The organism is Corynebacterium sp. HMSC04H06 (assembly GCF_001815935.1).
GTDB lineage: Bacteria > Actinomycetota > Actinomycetes > Mycobacteriales > Mycobacteriaceae > Corynebacterium.
In genome coordinates this window covers 1-13590 of the sequence record NZ_KV823453.1, presented here as the reverse complement: position 1 = coordinate 13590, position 13590 = coordinate 1, and the positions used below count along the sequence as shown (strand labels likewise).

Here is a 13590-nt window from a genome sequence, read left to right as displayed (position 1 = left end):
CTGCTGAAGCGGCTCTGCTTAGGCGCCCTGGCGCAGGGTAGAAGACAACAGCGGGAGGTAGTCGCCCAGCTGGGAGGACAGGCCGGTGCCGCCGGTGAGCATGGTGTCCTGCTTAACGATGCCGCACTTCAGGGCGCGGTCCGCGGTCTCCCCGGCGAACTTCGTGGCAGCCAGCTGGATGGGAGACAGCGTCTGGCCGTTGGGGTTGAGCTCGCGCAGGTTGCGCGAGAGCTGGTTGCGGGTGGTTTCCGGTGTTAGCAGCTCGCCGGAGGTAGTGGTATCGATAGCGTGCAGGGTGGTGCGCAGGGTATTGCAGTCGGCGCTTTTGATGAGCTGGGAGCCCAGATCCAGGAACGACGGGGCGGCCTGGGCGGCAGGGGCCAGGGTCAGGGTCAAAGCGGTGGCGGCCGCGGCTGCGGCGGAGGTCAAGCGAGAACGCATGATGGTGATGTCCTTTTGTCTAAAGGGGAGAGGTCGGGGTGGGGCGGGGCCGGGTTCCGGCTGTTGGCCGGTTAAAGCCCGTAGAGAGCCCAGATAGAACATAGCCGAGAGGTTGTGGCAGAAGTTAAAACAGTGACAAATGTTGCAAACTTGTGACCGTTTCCGCTGCGGGAAACCTCCTCATGTCGCGGTTCGCCCTCGGCAATACCGGGCCGGTAGGATATGACCCCGTGACTCAACGGACGGGCAAGACGGTAGGACGGGGATGCGGCTGCGCCGCGGTCCTCGCAATCGTGCTGGTCGTCGCGCTGGTGGGCTGGTCGCTGTCCTTTCTGGGCGCGCCCTCGCCCGTGCGGAAGCTCGCCCCGGTGCCGGAGAACGTCCCGCCGGAAGCCCCAGCAGAGGTTGCCGAAATCAACGTCCACGCGCCGGGCCGCACCGCGGACAAGCTGACCTACTGGGCCCAAGACCTATCCGAGCAGACCGGGATCCCGGCCCAAGCGCTGCGCGCCTACGGCAACGCGGAGCTTATCGCCCGAGACTCCTGGCCGGACTGCAACCTGCGCTGGAACACCCTGGCCGGCATCGGCTACGTGGAGACCCGGCACGGGACCTACTCGGGAAACTGGTTCAAGCTCTCCTCTCTGGATGACAACGGCTACCCGCAGCCACCCATCGTCGGCATCAGCCTGGACGGGACCAACAACACGGCGGAGATCCCGGACACGGACAACGGCGAATTCGACGGGGATACCGAGTACGACCGGGCCGTAGGCCCCATGCAGTTCATCCCCGAGTCCTGGAAGCGCGTCGGGGTGGACGCCAACGGGGACGGGCACCCAGACCCGAACCAGATCGACGACGCCGCGGCCGGGGCGGCGAAACTGTTGTGCTTGGACGGACGTGACCTTTCGCACGAACAAGGGTGGGTTGACGGCGTGCTCGCCTATAACCAATCTGGGGAATACGTGCGGAAAGTCGCCGCTGCGGCCAATTCTTACGCCGTCGGCCAACCGGCCACCAGCTAGGGAGGGCGCCCGGCTTGGCGAATATACCCACGCCGCGGGCGAGTTTTCGGTAAAAATGGAAGCTAGGTAGGCGTCCCATGTTTTTGGGGCGCGCCCACATCTAACCTCTAGAGGAGTGAATTTCAAGCATGGCCGATATCCTGCACGTATTCGCACGCGAAATCCTGGATTCCCGCGGCAACCCCACCGTGGAGGCGGAAGTTTTCCTGGATGACGGTGCCCACGGGCTTGCCGGTGTACCGTCCGGTGCTTCCACCGGTGTCCACGAGGCCCACGAGCTGCGCGACGGCGACGACCGTTACCTGGGCAAGGGCGTGACCAAGGCGGTCGAGAACGTCAACGAGGAGATCGCTGATGAGCTGGCCGGTTTCGTGGCTGACGACCAGCGCCTGATCGACCAGGCCATGATTGACTTGGACGGCACGGAGAATAAGTCCCGCCTGGGTGCGAACGCCATCCTGGGCGTGTCCATCGCCGCCGCCAAGGCTGCCGCCGAGTCCGCTGCGCTGCCGCTGTATCGCTACGTAGGCGGCCCGAACGCGCACGTCCTGCCGGTGCCGATGATGAACATCCTCAACGGCGGCGCACACGCTGACTCCGGCGTGGACGTCCAGGAATTCATGATCGCCCCGCTGGGCTTCGACTCCTTCGCCGAGGCCCTGCGCGGCGGCGCTGAGGTCTACCACGCCCTCAAGGCCGTCCTGAAGGACAAGGGCCTTTCCACCGGCCTGGGCGACGAGGGTGGCTTCGCCCCGTCCGTCGGCTCCACCAAGGAGGCCCTCGACGTCATCGTGGAGGCCATCAAGAAGGCCGGCTTCACCCCGGGCAAAGACATCGCCCTGGCCCTCGACGTTGCCTCCTCCGAGTTCTACCAGGACGGCAAGTACCACTTCGAGGGCGGCGAGCACACCGCGGAGGAGATGTCCAAGGTCTACGAGGAACTCATCAACGCATACCCGATCGTCTCCATCGAGGACCCGCTGCAGGAAGACGACTGGGAGGGTTACACCGCCCTGACCGCCGCCATCGGCGACAAGGTCCAGATCGTGGGTGACGACTTCTTCGTCACCAACCCGGCCCGCCTCCAGGAGGGCATCGACAAAAAGGCCGCGAACGCCCTGCTGGTCAAGGTCAACCAGATCGGTACCCTGACCGAGACCTTCGACGCCGTGGACCTGGCCCACCGCAACGGCTACCGCACCATGATGTCCCACCGCTCCGGCGAGACCGAGGACACCACCATCGCCGATCTGGCCGTCGCCCTGGGCTGCGGCCAGATCAAGACCGGCGCCCCGGCCCGTTCCGAGCGCGTGGCGAAGTACAACCAGCTGCTGCGCATTGAGCAGGAGCTCGGCGACGCCGCCGTCTACGCCGGCCGCTCCGCCTTCCCGCGCTTCAATGGCTAAGCGCACCTGCAACTAGAATTTCGGCCCCGGGTATTCCCGGGGCCGTTTCTTGCTGCGGCGTCACCGCCGGGTGTGTGCGGTGGCGCCTCTTTTTAATACCCGCCCCGCCGCGCCGCCGCTGCGTGAAGGGGCGGCCACGCTAGGATAGTGGCCTATATGGCACGCGAGAAGAAAACCCCCAGCAAGCGGCGCACCACCGTACCGGTCGCGTCGCGCTCTGCGGGGCGCTCCGGCCGGTCTGTGCGCCCGCGCCCGAAGACTAAGCGGAAGCCGGACCGCATGGATGTCGCCGGCTTTACCGTCATCGTCGCCGTGCTGGTGGTGGTGCTTGCCGCCATCGCCGTGCCGCTGCGCAACTTCTACCAGGGGCGCTCCGAGATCGCGCGGCTCAACGAGTCGATTGCCGCGAAGGAAGCCGAGAAGGCGCAGCTGCAGGAAGAAATTGACCACTACCGGGACGAGGACTTCGTCAAGCAGGAAGCCCGCCGGCGCCTGGGTGTCATCGAACCGGGGGAGACCGCCTACCGCATTCTGGACCCGCAGATGAGCCCGGATCACTCGGTGACCACCGGCAAGGACGCCGTCGAGGAGAGCCAGCCGTGGTACGCCGTTCTCTGGGATTCGCTCTCCGAAGGCGACGAGCCGCGCTCGGTGGTCTCCGGCGGGCCGAAGGACACGGGCGAGAACCGGGACGAGACCTCCGAGGGCCCAGTCTCTTCGGCCGTGGAGGAAGCCATCGAGGAGTCCCACAATTCCCCGGAGCAGCCGGATCCGGTGGACCAGGGCGCGGATTACGCGCCGCAGTAGCGCCCCGCGCTCACGCCGGCGGGGTGTTCGTGAGACAATAGCGTCTATGACCGTGACAGATAAGGACCTCGCCACCGTCGGCCAGCAACTGGGCCGGACTCCGCGGGGTGTGCTGGAAGTTTCCTACTACACCCCGGACGGCCAACCCGCCGTCATCAAGACCACGCCCAAGCTGGAGGACGGCACCCCGTTTCCCACGTTGTACTACTTGACGGATCCCCGCCTGACCGCGGAGGCCTCCCGCCTCGAGGTCGCCCACGTCATGAAGTGGATGGAAGCGCGCTTGGCTGACGATGCCGACTTGGCCCGCGACTACCGCGCCGCCCACGAGCACTACCTGGCCGAGCGCAACAAGATTGCCGACCTAGGCACGGATTTTTCCGGCGGCGGAATGCCCGACCGCGTCAAGTGCCTGCACGTTTTGATCGCCTATGCGCTGGCCGAAGGCTCGCAGCACTTCCGCCTGGGTACCGAGGCCGTGGCGCTCGCCGCCGAGCACGCCCAGCTGCGGGGCAGTGCCATCCCCGCCGACTGGCCGAGTGTGGCCGATCTCGGTATCGACATGGATCAGTTCGACTTCTCGAATACCTAAACCGGGCTTACTAACTCCTCATTTACCCGCTCGAGCAACTCGCCTAAGGACTAGACACCAGCATGACTCGCGTAGCAGCAATCGACTGTGGCACCAACTCCATCCGCCTGCTCATCTCCGATGTGCAGCCCGGCGGAAAAGTCAAGGACGTCACCCGGACCATGGAAATCATCCGCCTGGGCAAGGGCGTGGACGCCACCGGGGAAATCTCCCAGGAGGCGCTAGGTCGCGCGCGCACCGCGCTGGAGTACTTCGTCCAGCAGATGAAGTTCGAGCAGGTCAAGAAGGTGCGGATGGTCGCCACCTCGGCTACGCGGGATGCGAAGAACCAGCAGGAGTTTTTCGATTTGACCGCGGAGCTCCTCGGGGAGATCGAACCCGGGGCCTGCGCTGAGGTCATCACCGGGGAAGAGGAGGCGCGCCTGTCCTTCAACGGCGCGGTCAGCGACCTAGCCCCGGAGCGCGCCCCGTTCTGCGTCATCGACCTGGGCGGCGGTTCGACGGAATTCATCGTGGGCGATGAGGACGGCACCATCGACAGCTCGCACTCCGCACAGATGGGCTGCGTGCGCATTACCGAGCGCATCATGCCCTCCGACCCGCCGTCGGACACGGAAATCGAAATCGCCAAGGACTTCGTCGCCGAGAAGATGAAGGAAGTCTCCCAACTGGTCAACGTGGACAAGGCCCAGACCTTCGTCGGCTGCGCCGGCACGTTCACCACCCTGTCGGCCCTGGCCCAGGGGTTGGAGCGCTACGACGCGGACGCCATCCACGGCACCGAGCTGCGTTTCGATGCCCTCCGCGTACTCCTGGACCAGCTCATGCATACCCCGGCCGATGAGCGCGCCCTCAACCCGGTCATCCACCCGGGGCGCGCCGATGTCATCGGCGGCGGTTCGGTGGCGGTCGAAGGCATCATGAACCTCATCGAAGAGCACAACGATGCCCGCTCCTTCATCGTCTCCGAAAAGGACATCCTAGACGGTATCATCGCTGGCCTCGTCGCCGGCATGGATGCCTAAGGGGTCTTCGCCCAGAGCGACCGGCCCGGGGTAAACCGCAACCCGGTTTTCACCCGGGGCCGGTGGTGAATTAGACTCACAAAGGGTTGCACAAGCCCCTATAGCCCAATCGGCAGAGGCAGTTGACTTAAAATCAATTCAGTGTGGGTTCGAGTCCCACTGGGGGCACCATGGTCTGGCGAATTGACAGCGCCGCAAATGTCCAGCATTGTTGACTTATCACGTTTATGCCGCCCGTCCCTAGTTAAGGGGCGTGCGGCCCTTTTTAATTTGTTTTTCCAGGAGATTGCCGGATGACCACACCCGATCCGCGTTCGCGCTCCCTGTCGGGGGAGACCACGCTCATCATTTCGGTGCTCGCACTGACCACTTTTGTGATGCTGCTTAATGAGACGGCGCTGTCGGTGGCGCTGCCGGCCATCATGACCGAATTCGAGGTCACCTCCGCGATCGTGCAGTGGCTGCTGACCGGCGTGCTGCTGACCATGGCCATCATGATGCCGATGACCGGCTGGATCCTGGACCGCTTCACCACGCGCTCGGTGTACTTCTTCGCGGTGGGCTCCTTCCTTATCGGCTCCGCCGTGGCGGCCTTTTCCCCGACGTTCGCAATCCTGCTCGGCGGGCGTGTCCTCCAGGCTGTCGGCACCGCCATCCTCCTGCCACTGCAGATGACCGTCGTCATGACCGTCGTGCCGCCGAAGGTGCGCGGCACCGTCATGGGGGTTATCGCGATCGTCATGGCCGTCGGCCCGGCCCTGGGCCCGACCTTCGCCGGCGCGGTCATGTCCGTGTCTACCTGGCACACCACCTTCTGGATCATGGCGGCCCTCGTCGCCATGGCCGCCGCCTTCGCCGCCTGGAAGCTGCGGAACGTCAGCGAACTCAAGCGCGCCCCGCTCGATGTCCTCTCCGTGGTGCTGTCCGCCGTCGCCTTCGGCGGCTTGGTCTACGGGCTTTCCTCAGCGGGCGTGCTCATTGATGGCGGCGACGGTGCCGGCGTGGTCATCGGCGTGTCCATTGCCGGCGTTGCCGGGCTCGCGCTGTTCATCTGGCGCCAGCTCGCCCTGGCCCCGAGCGGCCGCGCACTGCTGGATCTGACCCCGCTGACGGTGAAGAACTTCGTCGTCGCCATCATCGTCATCGTGCTCTTCCAGGCCGCGATGCTGGGCATGGCCAACACCCTGCCGCTCTACCTCCAGGGCACGCTGCTGACCACCGCGCTGGTCGCCGGCCTGGCCTCCCTGCCGGGCGGCCTCGTGGAAACGGTCCTTTCGCCGATCGCCGGCGCCTTCTATGACCGCGTCGGGCCCCGCCCGCTGGTCGTCCCCGGCACCATGATCGGCGCGGCGGCGCTGCTCTGGATGGGCACGGTCAATGAGGAGTCTCCGGTCTGGCTCCTGGTGGTGCAGTACACTATCTTCGGCGTCGCCATGGCGCTGTCTCTTACCCCGCTGATTACCACCGCGCTGTCGTCGCTGCCGTCCGAGATCTACTCGCATGGCTCCGCCATCCTCAACACGCTGCTTCAGCTTGCTGGCGCGGCGGGCATCGCCGTGATGATCGCCATCTTCGGCCACGTTGCCGGCGCCGGCGGGGGAACGCGCGCAGCCCAGGGCGATGGCGCCGCTACCGCCTTCATGGTCTGCGGCGGCCTGCTTGTCGTGGCCGTCATCGCCGCGCTGTTCCTGCGCAAGCCGGAAGACCATGGTGAGGTCAAGACCGTGGAGAGCGCCGAGCCGGCTTAAGACCCCAAGGCTTACAAGTCCGCCGCTAGCAAGACCTAGGAAAGCAAGCCAGAGACCTTAGAACCAGGGCCTGCGGGAGCCGTCGAATACGAAAAAGACCAGCCATCAGGCTGGTCTTTTTGTCTGTCTAAAGCCCGCTAGAACCCGGCTAGATTCGCGGGGGATGCGGGCTGGAGTGGCTTAGCCCAGGAACTGGCGAACCTCGGCGGGCAGCAGGTCGAGCAGCTGCTGCGGCAGCGCCTTGGAGAAAGCCAGAGTGCCGCCCATGACGGCAATGATGCCGACCACGGCCGCGAGGATTCCGCCGACGCTAGAACCACCCAGGGAGGACAGGGAGGACGCCGAAGACGCGGAAGAAGCCGAGGAACCGGAGGACTGGGACGGTTGATCGTCGTCCTGGCCGTTGTCGGCGTCGCAGTCGGCGGTGCGGGTGTTTTCCGCAGCGCGGAAAGGAATGCCTTCGGTCACGCCGTCATCGGCCCAGAGGAAGACGGTGGTTTCTTCCTGCTTGCCGCCGGTGCACTCGCCGGCGAAAGTGTGCGTAGCGAAGCCTTCGTTGGCCACGTTGTCCATTTCGGCCGGTCGGGCCTGGATCTCGGAGGTGGCCTTCCACTCGCCATCGGCCTTGGTCAGCTCGATGGACGCGCCTTCGCAGACCTCGTCGCATAGGGCGCGCAGGACGCCGGATTCCGCGTCGTAGTCCAGTGCCATGACTCCCTCGAACGGGGAGCGGTAGCGCTGTTTCAGGACCGGGGCATCGGCGGACAGGTCGACGAAGAGGACCTCGCCGTTAGCCTCAACACCGACGGCAAACTCGCCGCCGCCAAGAGCTGAGATAGCCTCTAGGCCGGAGTTAGCGGCGATGTCGCCAGTGAACTCGGCGAGGTTCCATTCTTGCTCGGCGATCAGATCTCCGCCCTCGCTGGTCGGGGCAGCGAAGTGCAGCACGGACGGGCGGGAGACATTCTTGGATGCGTTGTCGCGCTCGGTGGCGACGTAAAGGGAACCATCCTCGGCCACGGTAATACCCTCGGCGTCTGGCAGGCCGCTGCCGTCCGGGTACTTCAGATTCCACTGCCCGGCGACGGTGTAATTACCGCTCTCAACGTCGTAGTCGAGGGCCAGCAGGCCGCCCTCGTCGTTGTTGACCACCCAGGCGCGGCCACCGGCGTCGAAATCGATGCCCGAGAAATCCTCGATGGAAAATTCCGCGCCCAAGTCAACATCCTTGACGCTCTGCGGATCGAAGGGCCACTCCGCGTCCGCGACCGGTTCGGTCTCGTTCTCGGCGATATTGGTGGCGCCTCGGGTCGGCTCACCGGTGACGGCGAATTCGCCGGTCATGTCCGGAACGCGGCCCCAGGTGGTGGCAGCATGGCCTTCCCAGGTGGTCGTGTCGACGAGCTGGCCGTCGGCATCGTAGAGTCGGACCGAGTCGTTGCCGCCTAGGCCGAAGCCGTCGTCCTTCAGGTCGGTGTAGAAGCTGAAGTAGCCACCGGACTCAATCTCGGTGCCCTCTGGGAAGACGATCGGGGTGTGGTTGTCATCATCATCGAGGATGGACCAGCCGCTGATGTCTACCGAATTCACTTCGTCGGTATTGGCCAGCTCAACCCAGTCACCGACCGAGTCGCCGTTGGACTCCACCTCGTTGATAACCACGGGGGACTTAGGGGTCTCCTGCGCAAGGGCGGTGGGTACGGACAAGGCACTGAAGGTCATCGTGGCAGCGACGGTAGCCGGGAACCAACGACGGCGGGAAACTGCGGACATGGGCAGGGTTCCTTTCTTATAGGGACAGAGAAAAAGAGCAGACAACACCTTATGCGCCCGCGGTAGCCGGGGCTCGACAACGAGGTAAACACTAGGAAAACCCTGAGGCTGCGATTCGAAATTGGATACAGGTATCATCCAGTAACTGTCCGGGAACGTCCCCGTAACTGCACGGGAACCTTTCCGTTACTGTCCGGGGAGTGTACAAGATTGCGCTTTAGGGTTGAAGTCATGAGCACACAAGATAGCTATTTTGAAGGTCGCCGGCTTGAGCGCCCGGGTGACGACATCGAAGATCAGGGACTCGCATTCGACATGCGCACGATGGTGAGCCGACGCCGGGTCCTAGGAATATTCGGCATCGGCGCCGGCGCGGCTGCCCTGGCCGCCTGCAGTCCCGGTGGGACGCGCACGGCCTCGAGCAGTGCGGCATCGTCAGCTCCGGCCACGAACCCCAACGCCGCCTCGAAGTACGCCGGCCAAGAACTGTCTGAGTTGAACAACGAAACCGCGGGACCGTACCCAGGCGACGGCTCCAATGGTCCTGACATCCTGGACGAAAGCGGCGTCGAACGCCGTGACCTGACCACTTCCGTCGACGGTAACGGCTCGGTGGAAGGCGTACCCATGACGCTGACGATGAACCTCATCGACATCGCCAACGACAACCAACCGCTGGCCGGTGCCGCAGTCTACGTCTGGCACTGCAATGGCGAGGGCGAATATTCCATGTACTCCGACGGCGTGACGGACCAAACTTGGCTGCGCGGTGTCCAGATCACTGACGACAACGGCAGCGTGACTTTCGATTCCATCGTTCCCGGCTGTTACAGCGGGCGCTGGCCGCACATCCACTTCGAGGTATTCACCAGTATTGACGAAATTACCGATGCCTCCAATTCCGTGCTGACCTCGCAGATAGTGGTGCCGGAAGAGGTCGCCCGTGCCTGCTACAGCGACAGCGTTTACGCTGGCTCGGCCGACAACCTCAACAACATAACCCTGGAGACCGACAACGTCTTTTCCGACGGCTGGGACGCCCAGACCCCGGCGGTATCTGGATCAAAAACCGCTGGCTATCAGCTGGAGATCGACGTTCCCGTCGACATCACCGACAAGGCGACCGGCGGACAACCTCCTGCCGGCGGCAATGGCCCGGGCCAGGGTGGCCCCGGCGGAGGCGGCCCGGGGGAAGGCGGCGGTACACCCCCGGAGCCACCGGTCAACTAGAATTTTGGGTATAAGTCAACAGCGTGGGAACTATCTGGAAACGCGATGCGTTGACACTAGTGACCAGACCCTAGACCCCTAGACATATTCCCAAGAAAAGGAAAGGAAGCGGGATTCCCTTGCGCAGTAGCAACCCGGTCATGAACACGCTTGCCACCTCGGAGCAACAATCATCGAACGGCTACCACGATCCGCAGGCTTACGGCCAGGCTCCGGAGCGCCCGATGACCGTCGATGACGTCGTCACCAAGACGGGTATTACGCTCGGCGTCATTATCGCACTGGCAGTCGTCAACTTCGGGATCGCCGTAGTTACCGGTGACGCTTCGCTGTCGATGATCCTTACGCTGGTCGGCGGCATCGGCGGCTTCGTGACCGTCCTGGTCGCCACCTTCGGCAAGAAGTGGGACTCCGCAGTCGTCACCCTTATCTACGCAGCATTTGAGGGACTGTTCATCGGCGGGTTCTCCCTGCTGATTTCCGGCTACTTCACCGTGGGCGGCTCCGATGCTGGAGCCCTGATCGGCCAGGCCGTTCTGGGTACTGTCGGAGTCTTCCTGGGCATGCTCTTCGTCTACAAGACCGGCGCCGTCAAGGTGACCCCGCGTTTCCGCAAGATTGTCTCCGGCGCCATCATCGGCGTCTTCGTGCTAGCCATCGGTAACCTGCTGCTGGCCCTGTTCACCGGCAACAACCCGCTGCGCGACGGCGGCACCTTGGCGATCATCTTCTCCATCGTCTGCATTGTGTTGGCTGCCCTGTCCTTCATGAATGATTTCGACCTGGCCGACCGCCTCATCCGCGCCAACGCTCCGGCATCCCACGCGTGGGGCGTGGCCCTCGGCCTGGCCGTCACCCTGGTCTGGCTCTACACCGAGATCCTGCGCCTGCTGAGCTACTTCCAGAACCGCTAGCTCGCACCAAGCTTTCTCTTGACCGCCTTTCCCTTCAGGGGGAGGGGCGGTTTTGCATATCTGGCGCACGCCACCCCTGACTTGACCGGTTTTCCCGGTCTGCGGCTCACGTGCTCCCTTCGCGGTCACTGGGAGAGGGAAAATGCACAGATTGTCTGTTCCGGTGAGCGCGAAGGGTTCATCGGGCGCTGGGCAGCTACGTGTGCCCTTCGCGGTCACTGGGAGAGGGAAGATGCGCGGATCGCCCGTTCCGGTGAGCGCGAAGGGTTCATTGGGCGAGAGCGGGGCTGGGGAAATGGACTTCGTGGTGGCCACGTTGGCGGCCTTCCGTCAAGCGGATTCGCTAAACCTTCAGTGAGTAGACAGGTTGCCGTCGCCAGTCCGATTGGCACGACGTCGTGAGCTGCGAGAGAAGGTCAAAATTGTCGGAAGGCTTATGACAAATATGTAATTCCGGGTACCCCCATTCCTTCAAGTTTCAGTTGGGGTAAAAAAGAAGTGGGTTACTTTCATGCAGCTTTTAAACCGCGAATGGCCTGCACCTACGCTGTCAACTTTCTGTTAATTGGGTTATTTGACCGAATCCGGGAGAGACGGTTGGAAGAAATAATTTGACGGCTCGGGAAGACAAAACTTTGATGTTCATGCACACTAGGTACCGAGGCCGCCGCTAAGGGGCACGAGGGAGAACCGAAAAGGGACTTCCGAGTGCTTCGCCCCGGTAATAAAAGCCAAGCTCGGGGTAGCTTTTGTTGCTGGGGTGGCGGTCTCACTCGTTGAGGTGGGGCACGCAGAAAGATCGGGGGAACACATGGTTAGAAAGGTACTGAGCAGCGTGGCAGTAGCCGCGGCCTTTCTCGCCGGGGGTTGTTCCGGAGTCGGTTTCTCTGAAACTGGTTCGGAGCTTACTGCTGAAGATGAGCACAACACCGTTGGTGCCGAGGGGGCGGCGTCCGAGCCCGCGGATGTTGCATCTGAAGCAGAACCCCACAGCTCAAACCCTGAGTCCGCTGAGTCCTTGCTTCCCCCATTAGGGAAGCCGGATGTCATGGACTTTGGGTTTGAGCTTTTTCAGCCTTGTTCAGAAATAACGGTAGAAGAATTCGAAGCCGCTGGCCTTGGCCGGCCCTACGACGTTTCCGGACACACCATCTGCCAGTTTGCACAGGGGGACGGTCCGGATGCATTGGTTACCATCACGTCTTTCCAGATGACCGCCGATGACCTCGTGGAGATCTCGAGGGTCAATGGCGAAATCGAAGGAATTCCTACGTACGCAGAAGACCATAAAGCCGTGAGTTCATGTAAAGCCTATTTAGAAACCACCGGGGGAGTAGTTATGTTAGGGAAAGCCTTTCTGGTCGAAGGGGAGCCTTCCAACAGTTGCGAAGGTGCAGTTTCAGACATTAAGAAGCTGGCTGGTGACGATGCTTAGATTAGAAATTTCAGATTTAACGTCAGCATCTGAAACACTCTCCAGCCTGGAAATTGAAGCGCGAAAACTAGCCGGATTCGGTTTCGACGTTTTAGACTTCGGCTTCTCGCCCATTACGGGCGTTGACCGGACGGGGGATATTCACGGCCGGGCGGTGCATATGGACCCGGCGTCGGCGTTTAGTACGTTGGAGAAGTTTGCGGGCCAGTTGGGCTGGATGGCCTCAGTGCTGGGGGATGAGGCGCAGGGCTTCGAGCAGCAGGAAGATGCGAATGCGCATGGGCTGGATATCGCGGATGCCGGCGGGGCGGTGAATAAGTCGGTGATGCCGCTTGTTGACCAGCCGGATCCGGGATATAGCCCGTTTAGTTTTGTGCCGCCGGTGGTTAATACGGGCTCGTCGTTGTTCGGGCTGGTGCAAGGCTTCCTGTTTACGAATATGGGGCGCATTAGCAACACGATTCACCGCTGGCAGCAGTTCGCGTCGCGGGTCAATGGTATTTCGACTGAGATGGAAGCGCTGGCCGGGCAGTTGCAATCGCGAAACCAATCGGAGACCACGGACCGGGCGGCGGCCAAGATTCGTGAGGTCGCGGCCACGGGGCGCCAGTTCGCCGCTAATGCGACGGTGATGGCGGGGAAGAACTCGACCATGCTGGCCGGTCTGCAAGCCGACCAGGTGGTGGCGGCGTCGGACTGGGGCACGCTTTTAGCCATCCCGGACCCGGCGGCGCGGAAGGCGGTGGAGCAGGCACTGCTGATGAAGCACCAGGGGATTTTGCAGAATATTGTGCTGCAATCCATGCCGATTCAGCGCAGTCTGATGGACCAGGCCCCGGCCAGTGGTGGCGGGGATTTGCAACTGGGAATGGGCGCCGTGGAGGGCAACGGACAGCGCTATTCCACTGAGGGGGTGACCCTGCCGAGGCAGATACAGGAGCTGATGAACCGCCCGGGTGTGGGGCCGGGTTCCTTCGAGGTCGCCGACGGGCAGATTAGTGCGGTCGACGGTGTGGGATTGGATCCGGCGACGCGGCAGGAGATGCGCGACGCCGTCCAGCGCAGCGGCCAGTGGTTGGCTGACCAAGGGCTCATTCCGGCCGGGGAATCGGCGCTGCGCGGGGAACAGCTGATGACGCAGGCGGCGAACGTGGCCGCGCCGAGTGCGCCGGGTGCGGTGACGCCGGGCGC

General features: G+C 63.3%; 11 protein-coding genes, 1 tRNA gene and 1 pseudogene. 11 read left to right on the top strand and 2 right to left on the bottom strand.

All coding sequences use genetic code 11. The annotated features are described in order from the left end of the window. Positions 1-18 precede the first annotated feature (18 nt). Positions 19-441 carry a hypothetical protein gene (locus tag HMPREF3067_RS09900; protein ID WP_070769558.1) on the bottom strand — a complete coding sequence of 141 codons (423 nt, stop codon included), beginning with the start codon at positions 439-441 and terminating at the stop codon, positions 19-21. 230 nt (positions 442-671) lie between these two features. Between HMPREF3067_RS09900 and HMPREF3067_RS09895 the strand changes: the two genes are divergently transcribed. The 7 genes from HMPREF3067_RS09895 (at position 672) to HMPREF3067_RS09865 (ending at position 7047) form a co-directional block, all read left to right on the top strand. Further along, on the top strand, positions 672-1469 hold the full coding sequence (locus HMPREF3067_RS09895; RefSeq protein WP_246819297.1) for a lytic transglycosylase domain-containing protein: 798 nt from the start codon (positions 672-674) through the stop codon (positions 1467-1469). A 128-nt stretch (positions 1470-1597) separates the two neighbouring features. Beyond that, positions 1598-2875, top strand: a complete 1278-nt coding sequence (eno, locus tag HMPREF3067_RS09890; protein ID WP_070769556.1) for a phosphopyruvate hydratase — start codon at positions 1598-1600, stop codon at positions 2873-2875. A gap of 156 nt (positions 2876-3031) precedes the next feature. Beyond that, the gene (locus HMPREF3067_RS09885; RefSeq protein ID WP_070769555.1) at positions 3032-3682 is read left to right on the top strand and encodes a septum formation initiator family protein; all 651 of its coding nucleotides are present in this window, start codon (positions 3032-3034) and stop codon (positions 3680-3682) included. Between the two features lie 46 nt (positions 3683-3728). Continuing rightward, positions 3729-4274, top strand: a complete 546-nt coding sequence (locus HMPREF3067_RS09880) for a DUF501 domain-containing protein (protein WP_070769554.1) — start codon at positions 3729-3731, stop codon at positions 4272-4274. Between the two features lie 62 nt (positions 4275-4336). After that, a complete protein-coding gene (locus HMPREF3067_RS09875) occupies positions 4337-5299 on the top strand; it encodes a Ppx/GppA phosphatase family protein (protein WP_070769553.1) in 963 nt (320 codons plus the stop codon). A gap of 94 nt (positions 5300-5393) precedes the next feature. Continuing rightward, positions 5394-5470 (top strand) — tRNA-Leu (locus HMPREF3067_RS09870). Between the two features lie 122 nt (positions 5471-5592). Further along, positions 5593-7047 (top strand): DHA2 family efflux MFS transporter permease subunit, encoded by a 1455-nt coding sequence (locus HMPREF3067_RS09865; RefSeq protein ID WP_070769552.1) that lies wholly within the window; start codon positions 5593-5595, stop codon positions 7045-7047. Between the two features lie 180 nt (positions 7048-7227). Here the strand turns inward: HMPREF3067_RS09865 and HMPREF3067_RS09860 are convergent, their stop codons facing one another. Next, positions 7228-8820, bottom strand: a complete 1593-nt coding sequence (locus HMPREF3067_RS09860) for a lamin tail domain-containing protein (RefSeq protein ID WP_070769551.1) — start codon at positions 8818-8820, stop codon at positions 7228-7230. 231 nt (positions 8821-9051) lie between these two features. On the opposite strand from HMPREF3067_RS09860, the gene HMPREF3067_RS09855 reads away from it, so the two are divergent. From HMPREF3067_RS09855 to HMPREF3067_RS09840, 4 genes and pseudogenes are all read left to right on the top strand, one after another. Continuing rightward, positions 9052-10050, top strand: a complete 999-nt coding sequence (locus tag HMPREF3067_RS09855) for a dioxygenase family protein (RefSeq protein ID WP_070769550.1) — start codon at positions 9052-9054, stop codon at positions 10048-10050. 119 nt (positions 10051-10169) lie between these two features. Next, entirely contained in the window at positions 10170-10964 is a 795-nt protein-coding gene (locus tag HMPREF3067_RS09850; protein WP_070769549.1) for a Bax inhibitor-1/YccA family protein, read from the top strand. A gap of 811 nt (positions 10965-11775) precedes the next feature. Further along, positions 11776-12399: a DUF3558 family protein gene (locus HMPREF3067_RS11150; RefSeq protein ID WP_083319265.1), complete on the top strand. Its 624-nt coding sequence runs from the start codon at positions 11776-11778 to the stop codon at positions 12397-12399. After that, positions 12356-13590: pseudogene (locus HMPREF3067_RS09840) on the top strand (hypothetical protein); the annotation flags it as partial. The gene HMPREF3067_RS11150 and the pseudogene HMPREF3067_RS09840, both read left to right, overlap by 44 nt.